Annotated in this window: 25 protein-coding genes and 1 other RNA gene; 7 read left to right on the forward strand and 19 right to left on the reverse strand. The window is 36.6% G+C overall.

Features of this window, described 5'->3' with window-relative positions; translation table 11 throughout:
• Positions 1-26: 26 nt before the first annotated feature.
• The 5 genes from J580_RS08590 to kynU form a co-directional block, all read right to left on the reverse strand.
• Positions 27-1208 carry a S8 family peptidase gene (locus J580_RS08590; RefSeq protein ID WP_032003805.1) on the reverse strand — a complete coding sequence of 394 codons (1182 nt, stop codon included), beginning with the start codon at positions 1206-1208 and terminating at the stop codon, positions 27-29.
• Between the two features lie 566 nt (positions 1209-1774).
• A complete protein-coding gene (locus J580_RS0104070) occupies positions 1775-2053 on the reverse strand; it encodes a DUF6527 family protein (RefSeq protein WP_032003806.1) in 279 nt (92 codons plus the stop codon).
• 607 nt (positions 2054-2660) lie between these two features.
• Positions 2661-3407 (reverse strand): alpha/beta hydrolase, encoded by a 747-nt coding sequence (locus J580_RS08595; RefSeq protein ID WP_032003807.1) that lies wholly within the window; start codon positions 3405-3407, stop codon positions 2661-2663.
• 7 nt (positions 3408-3414) lie between these two features.
• Positions 3415-4821 carry an amino acid permease gene (locus J580_RS08600; RefSeq protein ID WP_032003808.1) on the reverse strand — a complete coding sequence of 469 codons (1407 nt, stop codon included), beginning with the start codon at positions 4819-4821 and terminating at the stop codon, positions 3415-3417.
• A 40-nt stretch (positions 4822-4861) separates the two neighbouring features.
• Positions 4862-6112, reverse strand: coding sequence for a kynureninase (gene kynU, locus J580_RS08605; protein WP_032003810.1), 1251 nt, complete (start codon positions 6110-6112; stop codon positions 4862-4864).
• Positions 6113-6259: 147 nt separating this feature from the next.
• Between kynU and gigD the strand changes: the two genes are divergently transcribed.
• Positions 6260-6709 carry an Lrp/AsnC family transcriptional regulator GigD gene (gene gigD, locus J580_RS08610; protein ID WP_004791887.1) on the forward strand — a complete coding sequence of 150 codons (450 nt, stop codon included), beginning with the start codon at positions 6260-6262 and terminating at the stop codon, positions 6707-6709.
• A 28-nt stretch (positions 6710-6737) separates the two neighbouring features.
• Positions 6738-7274 (forward strand): GNAT family N-acetyltransferase, encoded by a 537-nt coding sequence (locus tag J580_RS08615; protein ID WP_032003811.1) that lies wholly within the window; start codon positions 6738-6740, stop codon positions 7272-7274.
• A 37-nt stretch (positions 7275-7311) separates the two neighbouring features.
• Here the strand turns inward: J580_RS08615 and J580_RS08620 are convergent, their stop codons facing one another.
• Positions 7312-7605 carry a hypothetical protein gene (locus J580_RS08620; RefSeq protein ID WP_025465974.1) on the reverse strand — a complete coding sequence of 98 codons (294 nt, stop codon included), beginning with the start codon at positions 7603-7605 and terminating at the stop codon, positions 7312-7314.
• Between the two features lie 424 nt (positions 7606-8029).
• Between J580_RS08620 and J580_RS08625 the strand changes: the two genes are divergently transcribed.
• From J580_RS08625 to J580_RS08640, 4 genes are all read left to right on the forward strand, one after another.
• Positions 8030-8716, forward strand: coding sequence for an HAD-IA family hydrolase (locus tag J580_RS08625; RefSeq protein ID WP_032003812.1), 687 nt, complete (start codon positions 8030-8032; stop codon positions 8714-8716).
• Positions 8700-9128 (forward strand): RNA-binding S4 domain-containing protein, encoded by a 429-nt coding sequence (locus J580_RS08630; protein ID WP_005068915.1) that lies wholly within the window; start codon positions 8700-8702, stop codon positions 9126-9128. The genes J580_RS08625 and J580_RS08630 overlap by 17 nt, the downstream gene beginning before the upstream one ends.
• A 145-nt stretch (positions 9129-9273) precedes the next feature.
• A complete protein-coding gene (gene recA, locus J580_RS08635) occupies positions 9274-10320 on the forward strand; it encodes a recombinase RecA (protein WP_002115680.1) in 1047 nt (348 codons plus the stop codon).
• 59 nt (positions 10321-10379) lie between these two features.
• The gene (locus tag J580_RS08640; RefSeq protein ID WP_032003813.1) at positions 10380-10862 is read left to right on the forward strand and encodes a regulatory protein RecX; all 483 of its coding nucleotides are present in this window, start codon (positions 10380-10382) and stop codon (positions 10860-10862) included.
• 13 nt (positions 10863-10875) lie between these two features.
• On the opposite strand, the gene ffs is transcribed toward J580_RS08640, so the two are convergent.
• Positions 10876-10972: signal recognition particle sRNA small type (gene ffs, locus J580_RS22760), an RNA gene on the reverse strand.
• Between the two features lie 314 nt (positions 10973-11286).
• Here ffs and J580_RS08645 point away from each other — a divergent pair.
• A complete protein-coding gene (locus tag J580_RS08645) occupies positions 11287-12162 on the forward strand; it encodes a YbgF trimerization domain-containing protein (RefSeq protein WP_005068911.1) in 876 nt (291 codons plus the stop codon).
• 58 nt (positions 12163-12220) lie between these two features.
• Here the strand turns inward: J580_RS08645 and lpxA are convergent, their stop codons facing one another.
• The 12 genes from lpxA to rimO form a co-directional block, all read right to left on the reverse strand.
• The gene (lpxA, locus tag J580_RS08650) at positions 12221-13009 is read right to left on the reverse strand and encodes an acyl-ACP--UDP-N-acetylglucosamine O-acyltransferase (protein ID WP_017385998.1); all 789 of its coding nucleotides are present in this window, start codon (positions 13007-13009) and stop codon (positions 12221-12223) included.
• Positions 13006-13491 carry a 3-hydroxyacyl-ACP dehydratase FabZ gene (fabZ, locus tag J580_RS08655; protein WP_002115603.1) on the reverse strand — a complete coding sequence of 162 codons (486 nt, stop codon included), beginning with the start codon at positions 13489-13491 and terminating at the stop codon, positions 13006-13008. The genes lpxA and fabZ overlap by 4 nt, the downstream gene beginning before the upstream one ends.
• A 6-nt stretch (positions 13492-13497) precedes the next feature.
• A complete protein-coding gene (gene lpxD / locus J580_RS08660) occupies positions 13498-14568 on the reverse strand; it encodes a UDP-3-O-(3-hydroxymyristoyl)glucosamine N-acyltransferase (RefSeq protein ID WP_032003815.1) in 1071 nt (356 codons plus the stop codon).
• Between the two features lie 4 nt (positions 14569-14572).
• Positions 14573-15073 carry an OmpH family outer membrane protein gene (locus J580_RS08665; protein ID WP_016145644.1) on the reverse strand — a complete coding sequence of 167 codons (501 nt, stop codon included), beginning with the start codon at positions 15071-15073 and terminating at the stop codon, positions 14573-14575.
• A 41-nt stretch (positions 15074-15114) separates the two neighbouring features.
• On the reverse strand, positions 15115-17688 hold the full coding sequence (bamA, locus tag J580_RS08670; RefSeq protein ID WP_032003816.1) for an outer membrane protein assembly factor BamA: 2574 nt from the start codon (positions 17686-17688) through the stop codon (positions 15115-15117).
• 36 nt (positions 17689-17724) lie between these two features.
• Positions 17725-19080, reverse strand: a complete 1356-nt coding sequence (gene rseP, locus J580_RS08675; RefSeq protein WP_032003818.1) for an RIP metalloprotease RseP — start codon at positions 19078-19080, stop codon at positions 17725-17727.
• A 1-nt stretch (position 19081) separates the two neighbouring features.
• Positions 19082-20278: a 1-deoxy-D-xylulose-5-phosphate reductoisomerase gene (gene ispC / locus J580_RS08680; protein WP_032003819.1), complete on the reverse strand. Its 1197-nt coding sequence runs from the start codon at positions 20276-20278 to the stop codon at positions 19082-19084.
• Positions 20279-21103: a phosphatidate cytidylyltransferase gene (locus tag J580_RS08685; RefSeq protein ID WP_014206990.1), complete on the reverse strand. Its 825-nt coding sequence runs from the start codon at positions 21101-21103 to the stop codon at positions 20279-20281.
• Positions 21103-21855 (reverse strand): polyprenyl diphosphate synthase, encoded by a 753-nt coding sequence (uppS, locus tag J580_RS08690; RefSeq protein WP_002115643.1) that lies wholly within the window; start codon positions 21853-21855, stop codon positions 21103-21105. The genes J580_RS08685 and uppS overlap by 1 nt, the downstream gene beginning before the upstream one ends.
• Before the next feature lie 5 nt (positions 21856-21860).
• Positions 21861-22415, reverse strand: coding sequence for a ribosome recycling factor (gene frr, locus J580_RS08695; protein ID WP_002115638.1), 555 nt, complete (start codon positions 22413-22415; stop codon positions 21861-21863).
• A gap of 84 nt (positions 22416-22499) precedes the next feature.
• Complete coding sequence (gene pyrH / locus J580_RS08700) at positions 22500-23228, reverse strand: UMP kinase (RefSeq protein WP_000852257.1); 729 nt, start codon at positions 23226-23228, stop codon at positions 22500-22502.
• Positions 23229-23279: 51 nt separating this feature from the next.
• Positions 23280-24623 (reverse strand): 30S ribosomal protein S12 methylthiotransferase RimO, encoded by a 1344-nt coding sequence (gene rimO / locus J580_RS08705; RefSeq protein WP_032003820.1) that lies wholly within the window; start codon positions 24621-24623, stop codon positions 23280-23282.
• Positions 24624-24871 lie beyond the last annotated feature (248 nt).

Genomic DNA, 24871 nt, shown 5'->3' on the forward strand with positions numbered 1-24871 from the left:
ACCTTTTCTAATTTAAATAACTACTTTTACTGCGCAGATTTATATAGCAACCGATTTGGGCTACCTGAAGGATTTTTTACCACATTATTACTTGCTTGATTTAACAGATTAGTTGAGATTGTCTGAGGTGTTGCTGTAGGTGTACTTTGCAACATTTCAGCTACGACTCCAACAACATGTGGAGTAGCCATTGAAGTTCCATTTAAAACTTTAGTTGCTGTATTACTCCCAATCCAAGAAGAGTTAATCTGGCTTCCAGGCGCAAAAATATCAACGCAGCTTCCATAATTCGAATAACTAGCTCGAGTATCTGTACTATCTGTAGCAGCAACAGTAATTGCCTTACTTACTCTGGCAGGAGAAGAACTACATGCATCTGTATTCGAGTTTCCTGCTGCCACAACCATTACATAACCATTATTAAATAAATTTTCCACTGCACTATCTAAAGATGCGTTTGCTTCACCACCTAAAGACATATTCACTACAGCTGGCTTTTTACCATTTTTTAATATCCAATCTAGCCCGGCAATCACGTTACTCGAAGCACCAGAACCATCACATACTAAAATCCGAATGGGTACTAAGCTTACATTCTTGGCAACTCCATAGGTACTACCACCAACTGTTCCTGCCACATGTGTACCATGACCATGACAGTCGTTTGTGCCATTTCCATCAGATATCGCGGTATAGCCACTTAATACCCGTCCAGAGAACTGTTGATGTGTAGACAATATTCCTGTATCAACAATATAAGCGGTTGTACCTGAACCTGTTTGTAAGTACGAATAGGCTGAATCTAGAGGTAAGTTTTTTTGGTCAATACGATCTAGTCCCCAATCAGGGTTACTTTGTGTAGTGGCATCAATTTTCATGATTGTATCATTTTCAACAGAAACGACTTTCGGATTTTTTTTCATTGCTTCAACAAAAGCAGTACTGGCAACATCGGGTAAATAAATTGCAAATCCCTTAAGTACAGCATCATAGGTCTGTAATACCTTCCCACCATGTTGTTTAGCAATACCTTGTGCAAACTCGTTAGAAGAACCCACATCCTTATTAAGAATAACAATATATTGATTTTTAATAATTCCTTTTGCTTCAGACGAGCTTAGTACAGAATTGGTTGTAGCTGGTGCAGCATAGGTTAAATGGCTCAGCGCTATTGTTAAAAGAAAAGTCGAAACTTGGCAAAACTTCATAGAAAATCTCCATATTTTTTACTTTAGACATCATTGTTATGATCAGTACAGTCTTTATATTTAGGGATTAACATCTTTAGAAAGGAATTTTTATTATATTCTCCATATATTATGACCACGTCATGTTTTCATAAAACTTGGACCTATACAATGCTATTATCTTTTTTCAATTAAAATTGAGAACCAATTCAAATAAACCAATACATAAAAAATTTTAGAATAAATAATTATCTTACTTTATTTATAATTTAGTTTAGGTTGGATGTATAATGTAAAAATATATAATCATTAAAAATAATATAAATGTAGAAATAATGAGATATGTTCCAGTTGTATTAAAGCTTTTTAAAAATTTCCAGATATCCATAAATAAAAATATAAAACAGTAAGTTATGAAAATTCTTGCAAATTTTGATATAGCCTTCAACTAAAAGAGATTTACAATTTTTTAAACTATATGGGTTCAGTATCAAATATGTAAATATATATTGCAAAATATTTGTTAATTAATGAATGTGCTGTTTTTTAAATGGTTTTAATTAATAAACACCAAAATTAATTATATTCTATAGTTTTTTTAATTTTAGCTGTGGTAGCTCAACCTTACAACCAGCTAAATGATGCCTACAATTAACACTATATTCGATAAAGCCATCTTTAATAAAGTAATTACAATATTCATTTATACTTATGATGGGATCAAATGTCGGTTTTTCCAAGTTACCATTAAAAAACCATTGGTTGCCGTTAGAGAAAGGATAATAATGTACAGGAATATAATGAAGATATCCGCAAGCAGGACACATATGTTTATACATGCCTCCTTCAAAATACTGTACTTTCATTAACACTCCTTTAAAAATAAAAAAGCCAACTCATAAGAGCCGATTAAACCACTTACTTAAAGATGCTATATATTATTAAATTATGTGCTATAACCTTCTCTCTTTTATTTTTCTGTTTTTTAATTTATCCAACCTATATGACAAATTCATGAAGTTCCGAGTGTAATCTCACACTTTGTTAGTTTGGTAAAATATATTTTATATAATCCATTAATTAAATGATAATTCCAGTTAAATAATGAAAAGCAAATACTAGTTTGTTTCTTATTTGGCAGAGGGCTATGTGATTAACTCATATTAATCATTAAATAGATATTACCGCCATATCCAAGAACAAAATTCGATTTATCTTATTGTTTTTAAAAATCAAATAAAAAAGTCCGCATCTTGGGAAGCTACGGACTTGAAACTCAACTAAACAACAGCTAAACATTTTGCCGCTTAGTGAGAAAGCACTATCTTTTTAATCTAATTAAGTTCTATAGTCAGGTCAATAAGGATACTTAATTTTTATAAAAATTAGGTTGAGTTGTGATTTATCTCACATTTTATCTTCTAATAAGTTTAATCTGTTTTTCTTTACTCAATTACATTCTATTTCAAACACTTAAATTAAAATATTATTAAAGTAATGATTTAAAATAGAATAATGGTTAATTTTAGGAATAAGCTTGAAAGAAACAAAATCCTGATCTTGCCTTTTCTTCATTTCAAAATAATTTTGGCTTTGCCATTTCAACTCATCAAGTTCGAGTTCACCACAGAAAATTGAACATGGAGTAGTAATTCGTTTTGACTGATGAACAGGGCTGTATTTTAAGATATCTTCGCTTGAAAGATTGAGAGCATGATTTAAATGTGTACTTTGTATAGGCTCAAGATCATAAATTCCACTTAACAAAACCATCTCAGATATGAGTGGATGGCCTAATGACAAAGCAGCCAGATGCGCCCCTGCCGAATGCCCAACCAAAACTACCTCATTAGTTTTCCAGTCTTGCTCTCGAATAAAATCGAGAGCTTGATTAATTTGAGAAGCAATATCTGAAATTTTGCTTTGTGGGGCTAGATCATATTCTAAAAGAACGCACTGGACTCCTTTTGCTAGAACATACGGTACGATGAATGCAAAATCTGATTTATCACACCATTGCCAATATCCACCATGAATAAAAATAACAGTCTTTTTGGCTTGCTCTAATGGGAATAAATCTAAAGTTGACCGTGAGTGCGTACCATATTGGATATCTGCCATATGGGTAAATTTTTGATAGCTCAACAAGCTTGTTCTTTTAAATTCTGCCAATATTTCATGTTCATTCGCTACGGTTCTAGAATTGTCATAGAGTCTCATAGTTCTCTCACTTCAACGATTCTTTATGAGCATTTAAAGCAAGCTTGGCTGATGACCGTTTTAAATAGTAGAAAACCGTAAGCACAACAACTAATGGGACTCCAAATTGTAAAGTTGACTTGAATTCATTGGTAAACCATGTGGTGACTGTGATACTTAAAATTGCGATTAATCCCAACAATGAAATTAACTGGCTTGCTGGAACCTTAAACTTTAATTGCTGGCCTTGTTGTGCCATTTTCCGTCTAAAAAACATATGGGTAATGAAAATACTGCCCCAAGTGAACAATGCACCAAACATAGATAAAGCAATCATGATCGGGAATGCCGAGCTCGGATTAATGGTATAAACAATACTAGCGATACCAATACCAACAGCTGACAGTAACAACGCATTAATTGGTACGCCATTGTGACTAATACGACCAAATAGTTTTGGCGCATCCCCTGCTCGTGACAAGCTAAATAGCATACGTGTTGAGATATATAGCATACTATTCATGGCTGACAAGGCCGCGACAATTACAATAAAATTTAAAATACTGTCTGCATATGGAATCCCTACAATTTTCATCACCATCACAAAAGGGCTGGTTGCGTCGGCTCCAATTAAAGTTGTCCAAGGAACAAGTGCCACAATGAGAAATAAAGACAGTAGATAAAATAGAATTAAGCGAATCGCAGTACTTTTAAAAGCTTTTTTAACAGCTCTTTCTGGATCTTTAGCCTCACCTGCTGCAACAGCGATCATTTCAATACTTAAATAACTAAATATTGAAATTATTACTCCAATCCAGACTCCACTAAAACCATGAGGGAAAAATCCTCCATGCTCGGTTAAATTAGAGAGAACCTGTTCCGTTCCTCCATGACTTTGGGTCAAAATACCAATTGCTAAAAGAATAAATACAATAATTGCAAAGACTTTTATTGTCGAAAACCAATATTCAACTAACCCAAATGCTTTAACGCTATAAGCATTAACAACAAGTAAAGTTAGCGAGAAAAAGGCAATCCAGACCCAAGAACCTACATGTGGAAACCATAATTTCATATAGTCAGCAACCGCTGTAATTTCTGTACCGACCGCTAATACAATACACGCCCAATAACAATAACGGACTAAAAAACCCGCAAGGGGACTTACATAATGCTCAGCATATGCTCCAAATGAGCCTGATGTAGGATGCTGACCCGTCATCTCAGCAAAAAAAGCCATAATAGCAAATGCGATTAAACCACCAATAGCATAACTCACAATGACGGCAGGGCCAGCAAAGCTAATTGCGAACTTACTTCCCATGAACAGCCCTGTACCAATCGCTCCACCAATTGCAATCATTCCCATCTGTTTTGCGGATAATTTTTTATGTAAACCCGCTTCTCGATTTTGTATTTCATCAAAACTGCTCATAGGCCCTCCTAGCCATTTTTCTAATGTTGATCTTTAACGATCAGGTCACTTCACTGCGCACTAGATAACTTTCATTTTTCCATTCACTATTCAGCATGATTTGCTTAAGTTGTTGTACGGCATTCCAAATATCTTCAAATCCTAAATATAAAGGTGTAATTCCAAAACGTAATACTTCCGGCTCTCGATAATCCCCAATCACACCACGAGCAATCAGCGCTTGAATAATTTCATAACCAAACTCATGTCTATAACTGACATGACTACCACGATATTTATGATTTAAAGGTGTAATCAGTTCAAAACCAAACTGGGCACACTCTTGTTGAACAAGTTGAATAAACAAATCAGTTAATTTGAGTGATTTCTCGCGTATTTGTTGCATATCAGCTTGTAAGAAAATATCGACACCACATTCAATTAGGCTCATAGAAATGATGGGTTGAGTTCCGCACAAGTAACGGCGAATACTGTTAGCTGGTTCATAGTGCTGGGCCATATCAAATGGTTTTTTGTGGCTCCACCAGCCTGAGAGAGGTTGCCAGAACTGATCACGATGCTTTCGATTTACCCATAACAACGCTGGAGAACCTGGGCCACCATTTAAATATTTATAAGTACAACCAATCGCAAAATCACTATTGCTCTGATTAAGATCCATAGACACCGCACCAACTGAGTGACATAAATCCCAAATAATCAAAGCATCTTTAGCGTGAATTTGTTGATTAATAGATTCCATATCATAGAAATATCCAGTCCGATAATTCACATGAGAAAGAACAACTACCGCTACATCTTTTTCTAAAACACGAGATAAATCATCTGCACCATCAATTAACTCAACTTGATAACCCTGATGAATCAAATCGATAAAGCCTTCAATAATATAAATATCGGTTGGGAAAGCATCTTTTTCTGCAACAATAATTTTACGGTTTGGAAATTTTTCAGCTTGAATTTTTACCGCTGCTGATAAAACTTTGAATAAATTTAATGTTGTGGAATCTGAAATAACGACTTCCCCTTTTTCAGCACCGATAAGCTGCGCGACTTTATCTCCGAGTCTAGTCGGTAAGCCCCACCAATCTGCTTTATTCCAACTATTAATAAGGTCCTCACCCCACTCTTTGGCAATAATATGCTGAGCAACCTCTAATGATTTTTTTGGTCTTGCACCCAAAGAATTACCATCTAAATAAATGACATTTTCTGGTAGTGCAAATTCATCTTTAAACTTTTTGAGTTCATCTTCCTGATCCCAATAGAGGCATTGTTCGTGAGTAATCATTTGTTCTTTCACCTATTTTCAACATTTCCTTTGTAGTTGAATTTTATCATGCCAATTCTTTCGATTTATTCGATAATATTTGATTAAAATTTGCTATTTTCGTATAAAATTCGAATTAAAATTAAAAAACATGGATGAAATTCGAAAATGAATGTAGATGCAATCGATCTTAAAATTTTGAAGTATTTACAAGATAATGCGAGGTTAAGTAACCAAGAACTGGCCGATCTCGTTAACCTTTCGGCTTCAGCTTGTCATCGGCGAGTTAAAATTTTAGAAAGCAATGGTGTAATTGAAAAATATCAAGCGAAAGTTAACTATGAAAAACTAGGTATAAAAATTGAGGCAATTGTCGAAATAAAGCTTGCCCAACTCACAGAAAATGATCACAACTTCTTTTTAAGTCAGATCAAAAATTTTGATGAAGTCATTAATGCATATATTATTACTGGCGAATCTAATTATGTTTTACACGTTGCGACCAAAGATTTGAGTTCTTTTTCTCATTTCGTCATTAATACCTTAAATAAAATAAAAGGTGTAGTGAGCATCAATTCCAAGATCATTTTACAAAAGATTGTGCAAAAACCACTTTAATCCCTTATTTTTATTAAAGAGACATCTCATGATCGAAACAAAACGTTTAATTTTAAGACAATGGAAAGAAAGTGATGTTGAGCCTTTCATAACAATGGGCTTGGATCAAGATGTTATGCAATTTTTCCCAACTCTATTAACACCCCAAGAAAGCCTTAATTTAATCCAAAAAATTTCATCTCTCATTAATGAAAATGGTTGGGGCTTCTGGGCAGTAGAATTAAAACAAACCCATCAATTTATCGGGTTTATTGGTTTGCACAGCCAACCTGAACAGTTTGACTTTTCTCCATGTGTGGAAATTGGTTGGAGACTTGCAAAAGACTTCTGGAAACAAGGTTATGCAACTGAAGGAGCAAAAGCGGCTTTAGACTATGGTTTTAATATACTGAATTTAAATAAGATCGTTTCATTTACCGCTAACATAAATACACCCTCTCAAGCTGTCATGGAAAGACTTGGAATGCACAGAGTTAAAAACTTTGATCATCCCAAGGTTCCTCTCCATCACCAACTAAAAGCACATGTATTATATGAAATTACAAGCTCTTCATTTATTTTTTGATTAAAGTCAAAATTTTAAATTATTAATAAAAATTTTCTTAATCATCGAAATCATAGCCAACAGATGTAGAGCACTCCCAATACTCATGGATTTTACTTGCGATATCATCTTTTCCCATTGTAGTGAGTACATAAAAGAGTTTAGCCTCTTTATTTTTTCTCAGTATTAAGAGGTTGTAGTAATCATACTCAGGCCCATTAAGACCTAATGTTGGCTGCGATTCACAGTGCTTTTCTGCTTTGTAATGCCATTCAAGCTTATAGGTATCAAGGCCATCAGCAGCATTGATTACAATACCGTCATTGGCTCCGCCAATAAATCCAATTTTCATTGCTTTCTCTAAATTCTTATTAGGGTTAATTTTAAATATATCTTTAAACAAGTATCCTTCAATTTATAAAATGTATGTCAATACGTATCCTATGTAAGCAAAATTAACTATAAATATAGATGGCTTTTAAGATTTCTTAATTGCAAAACTTTGGCTCCCTATTTTTACTTCAAACACAGTAAAAGTTATCCACTAAAAAGCACTTATTATTGTTTCCTGTTTTGCAAAATTACACGCTATAATTTTCAAATCATTTATCCTCCCTACCCATCACATTAATCAAAACACCTTTTGAAAGAATTAATGGGTGGAGTTTTAAATTAATTTTATATTTCGAAGTTTCTTTAATTAATGATTTTAAAAAGGGTATATGGTAGATGTGTCTTAAAAATTTTGCTTTAAATGATTTTGGAGATATTTAGATATGTCTAAAATCGTAATGTTTGACATGGATGGTACGCTATTAGATCTCGCTTTTGATGATTTCATCTGGAATGAATGTCTTCCTAAGCGACATGCAGAGATACATCAACTTCCACTTGCCCAGAGCAAAAGAACATTATATCAGTTTTATCAAGCACATAAACATACACTTGTTTGGTATTCATCAGCTTATTGGACCAAAACTGTAGGCGTTGATGTACTCAAATTACAGCAAGAATTTCAGACAAAAATTCAAGCTCGGTCTGGTTGTATTGAGCTTCTGCAGGAACTGAAAAAGCAAGGATATAGTTGTTGGTTAGTTACAAATGCCGATCGTGCAAGCTTACGGTTAAAGCTCGATAATGTTGCAATTGAACACTTCTTTGACGTAATCGTATCGAGTGAACAAATTGGTTATGCAAAAGAAGATATTCATTTTTGGCAAGAGCTCCAAAAATTACACCCTTTCGACCCAGACGCAACCATTTTTATTGATGATACAGCTCCTGTACTCAAAACAGCTGAAAAATTTGGTATCAAACACTTGTTTACTATCTTGCAGCCCTCAAGTCTAAAGGATGTAAGAAAGCATGAAGATTTAGAATATAAAGCACTAGATCGACTTACAGAATTGCTGTCTATATTGAATCAAATTGATAGAAAGGATAATGATGTCAAAATCGCTTGAAAACGATGCTGTAGAGACCATGCGTATCGACAAATGGTTATGGGCTGCTCGTTTTTTTAAAACTCGTTCAATTGCTAAAGCAGCAATCGAAGGAGGTAAAGTACATCACAATAATGAGCGTGTAAAAGTTTCCAAAGAAATTCGTGTTGGAATGGAACTGATTATTCAACAAGGTTTTGATAAAAAAACCGTTGTCGTAAAAGCGCTTTCGAACACACGTGGTCCAGCACCAGTTGCCCAGCAACTTTATGAAGAAACAGAAGTAAGTATTGCTAGACGGGAGTTGATTGCATCCCAACGAAAATTGCATAATCTTGCTCGACCTGATCATAGACCGAGTAAAAAGGATCGTAGACAGATTAATCGGTTTAAACAGGACAATGATCAACACTGGTCGTATGGTGATGAATAAAAACGTCGAGTTGTGTCGCACACACACAGACAACACATAGAAGCTATAGAAAAAATCTGTCACTATTAGCCCTGTGAAACAAGTTGAGATTCAATGCATCCACTTGGGTTAAACGTGATGAACTTAGAGTATTGAGGTTTTTGAGATGGATGAGAATAAAAGCAAAGCATTACAAGCCGCGCTAAGTCAAATTGAGAAGCAATTTGGCAAAAATACGGTGATGCGTCTCGGTGATAACACTGTTCAAGCAGTTGAAGCTGTATCTACAGGTTCTTTGACTTTAGATATTGCATTGGGGATTGGCGGTTTACCGAAAGGTCGTATCGTTGAGATTTATGGTCCAGAATCTTCTGGTAAAACCACAATGACTCTCCAAGCGATTGCACAATGTCAAAAAGCTGGTGGTACTTGTGCATTTATCGATGCAGAACACGCATTAGATCCACAATATGCACGTAAGCTGGGCGTGGACATTGATAATCTACTTGTATCGCAACCTGATAACGGTGAACAAGCACTTGAGATTGCAGACATGCTAGTTCGTTCTGGTGCAATTGATTTAATCGTTGTCGACTCAGTTGCTGCTCTTACTCCTAAAGCAGAAATTGAAGGCGAAATGGGTGACTCTCACATGGGCTTACAAGCTCGCTTAATGAGTCAGGCATTACGTAAAATTACGGGTAACGCTAAACGCTCGAACTGTATGGTTATTTTCATTAACCAGATCCGTATGAAAATTGGTGTAATGTTTGGTAGCCCTGAGACTACGACTGGTGGTAACGCATTGAAGTTCTATGCTTCTGTACGTTTAGATATCCGCCGTATTGGTCAGGTCAAAGAAGGTGATGAAATCATCGGCTCTGAAACTCGAGTTAAAGTTGTTAAAAACAAAATGGCTCCTCCTTTTAAAGAAGCTATTTTCCAAATCCTATACGGTAAAGGTACAAACCAGCTTGGCGAACTTGTAGATTTAGCTGTACAACAAGATATCGTGCAAAAAGCAGGCGCTTGGTATTCATATCAAGGCAATAAAATTGGCCAAGGTAAAAACAATGTTATCCGCCACTTTGAAGAAAATCCTCAAATGGCTGGCGAAATTGAAAAGATTATCCGTGAACAACTGCTAACTACGGGTACTAATGGTGCTGTACAAGTGGAAGATGAAGAAGAAGATCTTCTATTAGAGTCTTAATTACCGCTTATAAGTCTTAAAACGCCCTTCGGGGCGTTTTTTACAAGGAAATATTAAATATGTTCAAAACAACAGAAGAACAGCCCCAACAACGCGCTTTGCTAACAGGTCAACGTTTGCGCTCATATGCTTTTGCGTTATTGACTCGTCGAGATTATTCGAAAGCAGAACTTATCGAGAAATTGAATCGTTACGCACAAAACCCTGAAGAGGTTAAGCAACTTGTTGAAGAGTTATCTGAGCAAAATTATCAAAGTGACCAACGCGTTGCAGAACTAACATTAGCTAGCCAAATTCGTAAAGGTAAAGGGCCAAAACGCATTAAACAAGCTTTAAAAACTAAACAAATCGAAAATGATTTAATTGCAGATGAAATTCATAATATTGATTGGGTGGAACAGGCTTATCAACTTAAAGTAAAAAAGTTTGGTGAAGAAGTAGAAAAAGATCCTAAACTTAAAGCAAAACAGATGAGGTTTTTACAGTATAGAGGATTTGATTTAGATGTAATTATGAAGGCAATCCAACGGAGATCGGATTAGAAGATGGTGGCAACCCCACTAGCAAAACTTCGGCACATCATAGATCTGCTACCGTTGCTACCTTCCGGTCCTGGCGGGGTTCACAGAGTACAATTGCGAAGCCACCAGCGGGGCTACCATTGCAAAACAGAGTATAGAGATTTTTAAAAGAGTTGCAAGCCTTCTTCTCAATTTTAAGCAAGTTTATGTTTCAATTGATTAATTCATCATCAAAAACATATAAATTCCTAGAATCTCTTATCTTATATTCTTTCTTGATACTTATTTTGAATAAAATATGCTTGAAGATTGTAAACTATTCTTGCATTTATATTGTTAGCTGTTTTAATTGCAATGATCAATTAAAACCTTAGATAGCTAATGTGAATAGTTTACATATTCCCTTCTCAAGTTAGCTTTTACATAAAATTATGGACCTATACTCATGCGATTGATGAAGCATTCTTTATTATTTATTGCCTTAATGAGCACTACTTCTCTCTATGCCAATATTCCAATTGAATCGCGCGGTTTAAGTCAAAGTGGTGGTAGTTCAACTAACACTTCATCGAATAACGCTTCAGTCCCTAGTAATTTAAATTGGGAATTGATGCAAAAAAACCAACAATTAGAAAATGATATACGCACCTTACGTGGACAGTTAGAAGAACAATCGAATGATATTGAACAACTGAAAAAAGATTTATCTAATCGCTATACCGATTTAGACCAGCGTTTGGAATTACTAAATCAAAAAGTAGATCCAGAAAGTGCAGCACCAGACAATACAGCAAATAGTGATGCTACAGCTACCGGAAGCTCAGAAGCTCCTCCTACCGACAATAAAGCAGCTAGTACTACTACAACTGCTGCAAGTCAAGTTACTTCCCCCTCACAAACGCAAGTAACACAACCAGCTTCATCGCCTGCTACGCAAAATCAATCGAACCCTGTAGAACTTGAAAAAGCAGCTTATACTGTCGCTTTAGATGCCTACAAACAAGGTGGAGCGAAAAAAGCGATTGCTCCAATGCAAAACTTTATCAAAAATCATCCTAATAGCGTTTATACAGGGAATGCCTATTTTTGGTTAGCCGAGTTTAATTTAGCAACTGATCCGGTAAATTATAATGAAGCTAAAAAGAACTATAATGTAGTCGCTACGCAATACCCAAATTCTAGTAAAGCTCCTCGCGCGCTTTATCAACTCTACAGTATTGCCAAAGATGTTGATAAAAACACTGTATCAGCAAACCAATATAAAGCTAAAATTTTAAGTCAGTATCCAAAATCTGAAGAAGCCAAATTTTTTAACAAATAAAAGTTTTTAAGAAAAAAAGACACCGCAGATTGCGGTGTCTTTTTTTGAATATCTCGGCTTAACGTACAATACCACGTTCTGATTGCTCAACAGAGTCAATTAATAATTGAGCTTCTGGAACATTCGGAAGAATATCATTTTTAATCTGCTCAACAGCTTGAACAGAAGTCAGGCCTGATTTAAAAATCAATTTATAAGCTTCTCTAAGACCTTGAATTGTATCCTTAGACCAACCCTTTCGGCGCATACCTTCTATATTAATACCAAACGCATGTGCTGGATTACCAGATGCCATAACATAAGCTGGCACATCTTTTAAAATTAAAGATGCTCCACCAACCATACTGTAAGAATCGATTTTACAGAATTGATGAATTCCCGAATTACCACCAATAATGACATGATCACCAATATGGACGTGTCCAGCAACACCAACATTATTTGCGAAAATATTATGATCACCAACAATACAGTCATGTGCAATATGCGTATTAACCATCAATAAGTTATGGCTACCTATTTTAGTTAAAGCATTATCTTGTACAGTTCCTCTATGTAAACTGCAATGCTCACGAATTAAATTATGATCTCCAATCTCTAACCAAGTTTCTTCACCTTGATATTTCAAGTCTTGGCAAACTTCACCAACACTTGCAAACTGGAAAATCTCATTATTTTGACCAATTTTGGTAAAACCACCAACTACAACATGTGAATGTAATTTAGTACCAGCGCCAATCGTCACATTTGGACCAATAATACAATAAGGTCCTATCTGGACATCCGGGGCAATCACTGCAGATGGATCAATAATGGCCGTAGAATGAATTAAATCGTGATTGCTCATGCCTGCTCTGTTTTTTGGTGTGAAATCATAATTTCAGCGGTTGTTGCTACAATACCGTCAACGGTAGCCGTACAGTTATATTTGTAGATACCGCGTTTTTGCATTACTAATTCAGATTTTAATACAAGTTGGTCGCCTGCAACTACTTGTTTTTTAAATCTAACCTTTTCTGCACCAGCAAAGAGGAATAAAGAACCCGGTTTTGGCGTCTCATTGTTCATAATAAAACCTAGAACGCCCGAAACTTGAGCTAATGCTTCTACAATTAAGACACCCGGCATAATCGGATATTCTGGGAAATGTCCTTGTAGGAACTCTTCATTGATAGAAACATTTTTATAACCAACAATACTATTGTCAGTAACTTCAGTCACACGATCAACCAATAAGAATGGGTAACGATGCGGCAAATATTGACGAATCGTTTGAATCTGCATTGGTAATTCAGGGATGGCAAATTTAGGTGTAGTTGACTCGGTCATAATATTCTATTTACGCAAATTAAAAGTTGATTCAAGAGACTCTATTTGAGCTTGTATATGATCAAGTCGTTTAGTGATTTGGGTCAATGGCACATCTGCTAATTGTCGCAAGCGTACAATTGTCTTTTTCCAATGACTATTTTCAAATAATCCAATTCCTGAAGAATAGGTACCAGCTTCAGAAATATTTTTTGTGACCATTGACATTCCAGTTAAAGTCACATTATCAGTGATTGAAAGGTGACCAGACACACCACAGGCTCCTGCAAGAATACAGTTTTTGCCAATTTTAGTGCTTCCAGCAATTCCACATTTAGCAGCAATAGCTGTATTGGAACCAATATGAACGTTATGTGCGATTTGCACAAGATTATCAATAATTACCCCATCTTCCAAAATCGTATTATCTAGTGCCCCTCGATCAATACTACAATTTGATCCAATGCGGACATCATTACCAATGATCACTGAACCTAATTGTGCGATACGATGCCATTTACCTTGATATGGTGCAAATCCAAAGCCTTCACTACCAATTACAGTACTTGCATGAACTCGAACACGATCAAGTAATTTAGAACCGCCAGTAATGGTGACATGAGAATCGATAAAACAATCCTTTCCAATTTCCACATTATCATCCAGACGAGTATGAGACTGAATAATCGTGTTCTCACCTACTACACAATTTTCACCAATTACAACGTAATGGCCAATATATGCTTTTTCAGAAATAATTGCAGAAGGATGAATTTGAGCAGTACTTTCAATACCTATTGATGTGATCTTTTTATCAAAAGCATGCGTAAGTATGGCAAAAGCTAAATAAGGATTATCAACAATAATAAAATTTTGTTTATCAGTAAGCTGTTCTTTAATTGAGTTTGTAACAATGTACGCACCCGCACGGCTAGCTTTTGCTTGATCAATATACTTTTCGCCATTTACGAAAGTAATATGGGAAGGTTCAGCATTTTCTAAACTTGCCAGGTTTATAAATTGAAGACTACCCGCACCGACTAACTCACCATTAACTAGGTGAGCTAGTTCATCTAAACGATAATGTTGCACTTTCATTAATTTATTTCATTGAATTAACCTTTTGTATCATTTTATCAGTTAAATCATATTTAGCGTCATAGGCAACGGTCGAATTTTTATTCAAAATGAAGTCAAGATTATTTTCTTTTCGTAATTGTTCAGCTGCTTGCTTCACACGAGTCTCAAAAGTTGAGTTCATTCCTTGCAAACTAGTTTGAACTTTAGATTGCAAGCCTTGTTGAGTTGAATTAAATTCATTTAATTTTGACTGATATTGAGTCTGAAGCTTTTTAATATCATCTTCTTTCATTTTTTGCCCTTGGGTTTGGGCTTGACGTTGAAGACCTTCTAACTCTTTACCCAACTGCTCAAGACGAGTTGTTGTTGGTTTAACAGATTGATTTAAACTTGCATTTTGTTGTTTTAAATAAGTACTACTTTCAACAACTTTAGCAAGATCAATAACGCCATAACCAGCTGCATTAGTCATAGCAGAAACTGTAAGACCTAATCCTAACATTAATATATTTAATTTTTTCATCTTAATTTGTGTCCTTATTTCATTGTTTAGTCAAGTCGTACTTAGAAAGTACGACCGATTTCAAACTGAATCTCTTTAGTTTCGTCACCAGGCTTGTCATTTAACGGGAATGCATAGCTAAGAGATAATGGTCCAATCATAGTGATCCATGTGAAACCAACACCTACGCTATAGCGCATATTGCCTAAATCAAAACCGTAGTTATCTTCACAGTATTTTTTTGCATCTGCGATTTGCTGCCCATTCATAATCATAGAATAAGAGCCAACATCACATTTAGTATCAAATACTTGACCGCCTTCAGCAAAAAGGACTGGTCGTACTTGGCGAGTCCAATCTCCTTTGAATGGCAATGGTAAAGCAAGCTCTGTACCAAACTGAACTAAAGCATTACCACCAACTTCTTCTGGAGAAGAGTCATTTTTACCTTCTTCTTGTAAATTCACGCTTGAATATTTCGGGCCCAAGGTACTGTTGTCATAACCACGAACAGAACCATAACCACCCGCATAGAAGTTTTTATAGAATGGTAAATCATTACCATAACCAAGCTTACCATAGCCACGCAGCACAAAACCTGTGTCTTTAATAGGCCAGAACGCTTGAGCATCATAAGTTGCTTTTTGGTATTCAACATCACTACCTGGCAAACCAATTTCTAGACCTACACGATGAGACATACCTGAAGTTGGGAAAATTGGTCTATTTAAGGTGTTATATGACCAACCTAAATTCAGATTATAGGTGAAGAATTCACCTTCAAAAGCATTATCATAACTGGTAAGACCTAACGTATTATTATTCGAATCTACACATTTAGTAGCAAGATCATAACCTTCTGGCTTAGTTGTTGGAGGTGCAGTTCCATTTGCCTTATCAATATCAGCTTGAGACTTATAACTTCCTGAACAGTACTCTCCTTTACCAGTGGCCTTCCCACCATTTTTTACCAAATAATCACGTACATACGTTGATACAAATGCACCAGTAGTTACTTTAGTATTATCAATACCAACCGAAGCACTTAGGCTTTGGTTTTCATCAATAGGATAACCAAAACTTAAACTACCACCGAAACTATCGGTAACATAGTTATTAACGTTATAGTCATCATTTAACTTTGTTTTACGGTAGTAAACGTTATAGCCGCGGCTTACACCATCAATAGTGAAATAAGGGTCGGTAACGCTTAAGTTATAGTAGTCTTGGGTTTCAGAGCGAGATAAATCGATCGCAACACGATTACCTGTTCCCATAAAGTTGGTTTGACTTAAACCTGCCTGGAATGTAATACCACCACTTTGTGAGTAACCTACCGCTAGTGTTGTAGTTCCCGAGTGTTGTTCTTCAACATTTACGTTTAAATCCACCTGATCTGGTGAGTTTGGAATACGAGCTGGTTTAATATCAACTGTTTTGAAGAATCCAGTACGCTCTAAACGAACCTTGGACAAATCAATTTTTTCATTACTCGCTAAAGCGCCTTCCATTTGACGCATTTCACGACGCAATACTTCATCGGCAGTTTTACTATTACCTGTAAAGTTAATACGACGTACGGTTACTTGCTGACCTGGGTTTACATAATAGTTTAAGTCAACAACACCCGTTTCATTATTAATTTGCGGAACGACATTTACATCTGCAAAGTAATAACCAGCATTACCATATTTACGCAATAACAATTGCTTAACAGCATTTACCTTTTCTTGAGAATAGGTATCGCCATCTTTATAAATTTTCAAAGCTTGCAGTTCTTCAGGTTTATAAAGTGCGTCACCTAAAAACTTGGTTTGACCAAATTTGAACTGGCTACCTTCCTCAACAGCAACTTCAATAAAGATATTCTTTTTATCTTCACTAATATTAAGCTGTGAGTTATTGATTTGAAAATTGATATAACCCTTATTCAGATACATCGCACGCAAAGCTTCAAGGCTCGCTGCCATTTTCTCTCTAGCATAACGGTCGTTACGGGTTACAACAGAAGCCCAGCCACTTTCTTTAACTGCGAAAGCTTGTTTAATTTCGCTGTCTTTAAAAACAGTGTTACCAATAATATTGATATTAAAAACTTTAGCAGCCGTACCTTCATTAAAATTTAATTTAAGTTCAACACGGTTATTTGGACGAGCTATCGTATCAACAGTTACATCAGCATCATAACGACCTTGTTGAGTATATTGCTGCTCTAATTCAGTTTCAATTGTTTGTAAAGCTGACTTCTTAAAAACTTCGCCTTCAGCAATTCCCATTTTTTTGAGGCCTTGCTCTAAAGCCTCTTTAGGAATGAGTTTGTTACCCTTAAATTCAAGTTTTGAAATAATTGGGCGCTCTACGACATTGAAAACTAAAGTATCGTTATCTCTTGATGCTTTAATATCGTCAAAAAGTCCAGTGGCATACAATGTTCGAATTGCTTCTGCGATCATCGGTTCATTAACGCGATCGCCACTGTTGATTGGCAACATGGTAGAAACATTTGCAGGAGTAAGACGGACCAAACCATCTATACGAATATCTCGAACAACGAAATCATCAGCTGCATATGCTTGTTGTACCGCTGCCATAGCGCTAACAAGTGCCAAAGGCATTAAAAAATGTGTGTGCCGCATGCCAGTTTTTCCAGTAAGTTATAAATCCATATACGTTTACAAACGCATAAAATCGTTAAATAAAGCTAAAAGCATCATACTACCGAGCAGTACCATACCAATTTTTAGACCAAACATTTGTATTTGTTCAGAAACAGGCTTCCCACGAATAGCTTCAATAATGTAATAAACGAGGTGTCCACCATCAAGCATTGGAATTGGCAATAAATTTAAAATTCCAAGACTTACACTCATTAAAGCCATAAATGAGATAAAAGTCTGCCATCCCATTTCTGCACTTTGTCCCGCTACTTTCGCGATTGTAATTGGTCCAGAAAGATTCTCTAAGCCAATTAAACCCTTAACCATTTTTACTATCGAACTCAATATCATGCTAGAGATTTGGCCAGTCTTATCTAGCGACATCTGGAAAGCTTGTAATGGAGTATATTGAATTGTTTGCTTATATTCGTCAGGAATTGTAATTTTTCCTGCATCGCTTTTTACGCCTAAAACCCCACTCACTTGCCCCATATTGTCACGCTTTCCTTGGGGCATAACTTGCAAATGAACGAGCTGACCATTACGTAACACATCAATACCAAGTAATTTTTCTGGTGAATGTTGCACAACTTCCACAACATCAAACCAGTCTTTCATTACTTGACCATTAATTGAAACAATACGATCACCGACTTTCATTCCTTGACGAATTGCTGCCCCATCTGCAGTCAACTCCGTTACAACAGCAGGAATAACGGGACGATAAGGTAAAAAACCTAATACATCTAAAGCTGATTCATTTTGGTTTTTTAAAAAATCTTTAATTGGTAAAACAATATTTTTCTCAGTACCTGCACGATCTACATCGATATTCAAGCTACCAGTTTCACCTACACGATCAATCAAAGCAAAATTAAGTTTTTCCCAAGTTTGCGTTTCCTTTCCGTCAACAGCAATAATCTTGTCACCTACTTGTAGTTGAGCTGTTGCTGCTGGCGAGTTGGGTATAACTTTACCCACTCTTGTATTTAGTTGTTCCTGTGCTGGTAAAAATAAAATCCAGAAAAGTAAAACAGCAAAAATCAAGTTAATTAAAGGTCCAGCCGCAACAATTGCTATACGCTTCCATGGTTTTTGACGGTTAAAGGCATAAGGTAAATCTTGCTCTGCAACATTACCTTCACGCTCATCGAGCATTTTTACATAACCACCTAGAGGCAAAGCTGAAAGTTGGTACTTAATTCCAGATTTTTTTGATGTCCATTTAAGTAATGTCGGACCAAAACCGATGGAATAGACTAGAACCTTAACACCAAGTTTTCGTGCCACCCAATAATGACCGAACTCATGAATTGCAATTAATGGACCGAGCAAGAGAGCTGCTGCTGCAATCATAAATAATGCGCTCATTTCAGCCTCCTATACTTGATATATACTGCTGTGCTACATGTCGTGCTACTTCGTCTTTATTCAAAATAGACTCGATATTATCAGCAACTGAGTTTTCCAATTTTTGCAAAGTATGCTCTACCACTTGTGGGATATTTGTAAATCCAATCTGTTCCTTTAAAAATGCAGCAACGGCAACCTCATTTGCAGCATTTAAAATAGTAGGTGCCAACCCTCCCGCACGCATTGCCTGACGAGCTAAATCAAGTGCTGGAAATTTCTGGATATCCGGTGCTTGAAAATTAAGCTGAGAATACTCAAATAAATCTAAAGCAGGAACATTAGTCTGTAAACGTTCTGGCCATGCTAATGCATGGGCAATCGGTGTACACATGTCTGGATTACCCATTTGAGCCAATGTTGAACCGTCAACATATTGCACCATAGAATGAATAATACTTTGTGGATGAACAACAACTGTAACAAAATGTTCAGATATTGAAAACAAATGACACGCCTCGATCAACTCCAACCCTTTATTCATAAGAGTAGCTGAGTCAACTGAGATTTTCTGTCCCATAGACCAGTTGGGATGCTTACAAGCCTGGGCAGGAGTAACTTTTTCTAATTGTTCTAACGAATGGTTTAAAAATGGTCCACCTGAAGCGGTCAATAAGATTCTTGATACACCCTGTTGCGGTTGTCCATTTCTTTCAGCGTCTAAATAGTTATGAGGTAAAGACTGAAAAATAGCGTTGTGTTCAGAATCTACCGGTAATAATAATGCCTGATGATCACGTGCTGCTTGCATCATGATTTCACCAGACATGACCAAGGCTTCTTTATTAGCAAGCAATACGCGTTTACCAGCTTTTACAGCCGCTAATGTTGGTAATAAACCAGCTGCTCCAACAATTGCAGCCATAACTACATCAACATCAGGGTGAGATGCGATACTTACCAGCCCTTCCTGATCAGTCAAAATTTCAATATTTTGTAATTCACTCTTTACAAATAAAGCTGCTAATTCGTCAACTTTTTGCTTTGGAACAACTACAACTTTTGGTTGAAATTGTTTACATATATCAACCAATTCAGAAATTCGACTATGAGCTGAAATTGCAAATACTGAATACTTATCAGGATGTTGATTTAAAATTTTTAAGGTACTTTGCCCAATGGAACCGGTTACACCCAATATGCAAACAGATTGTGTCATTTATAAATCTACACCAATAAGTTTTAATATATACATTCCCGTTGCAAAGATCGGGGCTGCAGCAAGTAAAGAATCAATACGATCTAAAACACCACCATGACCAGGTAGTACACGTCCAGAATCTTTAATACCAGCACGACGTTTAATCATCGACTCAAATAAATCACCTAAAACTGAACCGAATACTGTAATCAGTGACAATATAAGAAACAGGATTTGCTGAATTAAAGTTAAATTTAGATACTGGTATTGCACAACCAACATTACCAGTATGGTCGTGATAACACCACCATATAAACCTTCTACTGATTTGTTCGGACTTACCGTTGGTGCTAGTTTTCTTTTACCAAATTTACGGCCAACAAAGTAAGCACCACTATCTGCACCCCACACGAGCAAGAACAGATACATTAACCACCATGGCGAACTTTGCCAAACAACAAAAATTGAAGTTACCGCAGCACAAACTAAAATAATGCCAATTACATATAGAGTAGCGTTATACCACCCATCAAATTCAGGAAAAGATTTGACCCAATAAACACTTACAAGCCAAGTCAAAATTGAAGCTGACCATAAAAGTAATGCAATATCATGGAAAAATAGAGCAACGCCTGAAACGAATGCAACAAGCAGACCGTAGCACCAAGCTTTTGGCTTTACAGCATTTACAGTTTCATGAGGCATTAATTTATACCATTCATACCCCGCTACTCCTGCTGCTACAATCATAAGAACCAACATTGGATAATGTGATTGCGTAGCAAACATACAGCCTAAAACAACTGCGACAAGTACCAATGCGGTAACAATCCGCTCTAACATTATAAGTTCTCTATTTTCTCTTGCTGAATTTGTTCAGATGTTTTGCCAAAACGACGTTCACGCCCTGAAAAAACATTCAATGCATGATCGAATTCTTGTACTGTAAATTCTGGCCATAAAGTATCAGTAAAATACAGTTCAGCATATGCTGCTTGCCATAACAAGAAATTAGATATGCGATAATCTCCACCTGTACGGATCAATAAGTCCACAGCTGGCAGATCGTTTAGACTGACATATTTTTCGAACAAATCAACATTTATTTGATCAGCACCAAATTCACCACGGGAAACCGCTTCAGCAACTTGTTTTGCTGCATTTGCAATATCCCACATCCCACCATAACTCACAGCAATAGTTAAGGTCATAGTGTTATGGTGTGCTGTCTGTTGCTCTGCATCTTCCATTAAGGCAACTAGGTGTGACGGTAATCTGGAACGATCACCGATGAAACGCAAAGCAATATTAAATTTCTTCATGCGAGGTATTTGCTCATGAATAGTTTCTTCAAGAAGCTTCATAAGCAGATCGACTTCAAATTGTGGTCGATTCCAGTTTTCGCTTGAAAATGCAAACACCGTTAAAGCACGAATACCTGTTTTTTTACAATGTTCAACGATAGGATCAAGAACATTTTTACCCTCTCGATGTCCATCACCTTTTTGCATTTGATTTTTTTTTGCAAAGCGGTTGTTGCCATCCATGATGATGGCAACATGCTTAGGAAGATGATACTCTTCTGAATCGGTCATAAAATTTAGACCTTCATCAATTCTGCTTCTTTCGCTGCAAGACGCTTGTCTACTTCTGCAACATATTTGTCAGTGATTTTCTGGATATCATCACCTGCACGGCGCTCATCATCTTCAGAGATTTCTTTCTCTTTTAATAATGCTTTGATATCACCTAATACATCACGACGAATATTACGAATTGCAACTTTTGCATTCTCAGCTTCGCTACGCGCAATTTTTTGCATATCACGACGTGTTTCTTCAGTTAATGCAGGTAAAGGTACACGAATGGCATCCGCTGTAATCGGGTTTAAACCAAGATCACTCTCACGAATTGCCTTATCAATCGCTGAAACCATTGTACGTTCAAATGGCTGAACAAGAAGTGTACGAGAATCTTCAACACCAACGTTTGCCACTTGATTTAAAGGCACATCAGAACCGTAGTAAGGAACCATTACCCCATTTAAGATTGATGGGTGTGCACGGCCGGTACGAACTTTAGCAAACCCTAGTTCCAAAGACTCAAGAGTTTTTAACATACGCTGTTCGCTGTCTTTTTTCAGATCGTTAATCATATGATCTACCTTACTTATTTATTCAAGGATGTTTTAACAAATTTAATTTAGCGCTAGTATAAAGAGCTTTCGTCAACACGTACATTATTTAGTAACGCGCGTACCTTCTTTTTCGCCCATGACTACTGACAATAGCGCGCCTGATTTATTCATATCAAAAACTTGTAATGGCACATTATGGTCACGACATAAACAAATAGCGGTCAAATCCATAACACCAAGTTTTTCGTCCAATACCTGATCAAAGGTTAAATGATCATATTTAACTGCATCCTCGTATTTACTTGGATCTTTATTATATACGCCATCAACTTTGGTCGCTTTTAGAATTAAATTTGCTTCAATTTCAATTCCGCGTAAGCAAGCTGCCGTATCAGTCGTAAAGAATGGATTTCCTGTACCAGCAACAAAAACACAAACTTCACCCTGACTCAAGTGACGAATAGCATCACGACTTGAATAAGACTCAACTACTGTACCAATTGGTAATGCAGACATAAGACGAGTTCTGATATTACGGCGAACCAATGCATCACGCATAGCCAAACCATTCATTACAGTTGCAAGCATACCCATTTGATCGCCTGTTACACGACCAACCAAGCCATCTTTTTGCAACTGACTACCACGATACAAGTTACCGCCACCAACAACGATACCCACTTGCACACCCAAGCCAACTAAGTGAGCAATTGAAAGGGACATTTGATCAAGAACTTGGGCATCAATACCCATGTCTTTGTTACCTGATAATGCTTCACCAGATAGTTTTAATAAAATGCGTGAATAACGGGGGCTAATTGTTTCCGCCATGAGTTTGCTCCAAAACCTCTTAAACTGAATGCTTTTTTGAATCGTTATCGATTAAACCGACTTAATTTTAATTAACTTTGCAAATAAGTCGTATTCATCCGCATCGGTGATTTCGACTTCCAACATATCGCCTGGTTGAATAGTGCTCTTATCGATATCTTCTACAAAGACATTACCGTCAATTTCCGGAGCATCGGCATAAGAACGTGCAACAGCAACAGGATATTCATCTTCCAAACTATCGACTAATACAGTCATCGTTTGACCAATACGTTTTTGCAACTTAGCAGCAGAAATTTGTTGCTGCACTTGCATAAAGCGCTCGTAACGCTCTTGCTTAATTTCTTCAGGCACATGATCGGGTAAATCATTTGCCGTAGCGCCTTCTACTGGTGAGTAGGTAAAGCAGCCAACACGATCAAGTTCAGCTTCAACTAACCAATCGAGCAATATTTGAAAATCTTCTTCAGTTTCGCCTGGGAAACCCACAACAAATGTAGAACGAATTACAAGTTCCGGGCATTTTTCACGCCACAATTTAATTTTTTCTAGCGTATTTTCACTGTGAGCCGGACGCTTCATTAACTTAAGAATACGCGGGCTTGCATGTTGGAATGGAATATCAAGATATGGCAGAATTTTTCCTTGTGCCATCAAGTCAATAACCGCATCAACATGTGGGTATGGATAAACATAATGTAAGCGCACCCAGATACCAAGTTGGCCTAGTGCTTCACACATATCAAAGAATTTTGTTTTAACAGGCTGGCCATTCCAGAAATCAAGTTTGTACTTGGTATCTACACCATAAGCTGATGTATCTTGGGAAATAACCAAGATTTCTTTAACACCTGCTCTTTTAAGCGCAGCAGCTTCTTCCAGTACACTTCCGACTGGACGAGAAACAAGATCACCACGCATACTTGGGATAATACAGAAGGTACAACGATGGTTACATCCTTCAGATATTTTTAAATAGGCATAATGCTTTGGTGTTAAGCGAATTCCTTGTTCAGGAACCAAATCAACAAACGGGTTGTGTTTAGGTGGTGCCGGTACATATTCATGCACAGCTTCCATTACATCTTGATAAGCTGCTGCACCAGTAACCTTTAAAACATTTGGATGCATTTGACGAATTTTGTCTTCGTCTTTACCTAAGCATCCAGTAACGATTACTCGACCATTTTCACTCATGGCCTCGCCAATTGCATCTAGCGACTCTTGTACCGCAGATTCGATAAAACCACAGGTATTAACAACAACTAAATCAGCACCATCATAATCTGATGCAACTTGATAACCTTCAGTCTTTAACTGAGTTAAAATTCGTTCAGAATCTACCAATGCCTTAGGACAACCTAAAGAAACAAAACCGACTTTGGGGGTCTTCATGAATCTGCGCTCCACTTGAATGCGCGTATTGTATGTCTTTTCTTGTCTCAAGCATAGGTGGAAAGCCTACTCTTTGTGTAATGCACCAAAATACGACCAACATTTGCACCAAAACTCACCTTTGCACCAAGTTGGATCATGTTATTATCTATATTCAAGCCATCAGTTTTGATCAACCGATATAAAGACCGATTTCAGCGCGTTTTTAAATACTTTAAAACTTTAAAATAACCCATAAACAAAGTTGG

The sequence above is a fragment of the Acinetobacter sp. 1542444 genome, assembly GCF_000581835.1.
Taxonomy (GTDB): Bacteria; Pseudomonadota; Gammaproteobacteria; order Pseudomonadales; family Moraxellaceae; genus Acinetobacter; species Acinetobacter pittii.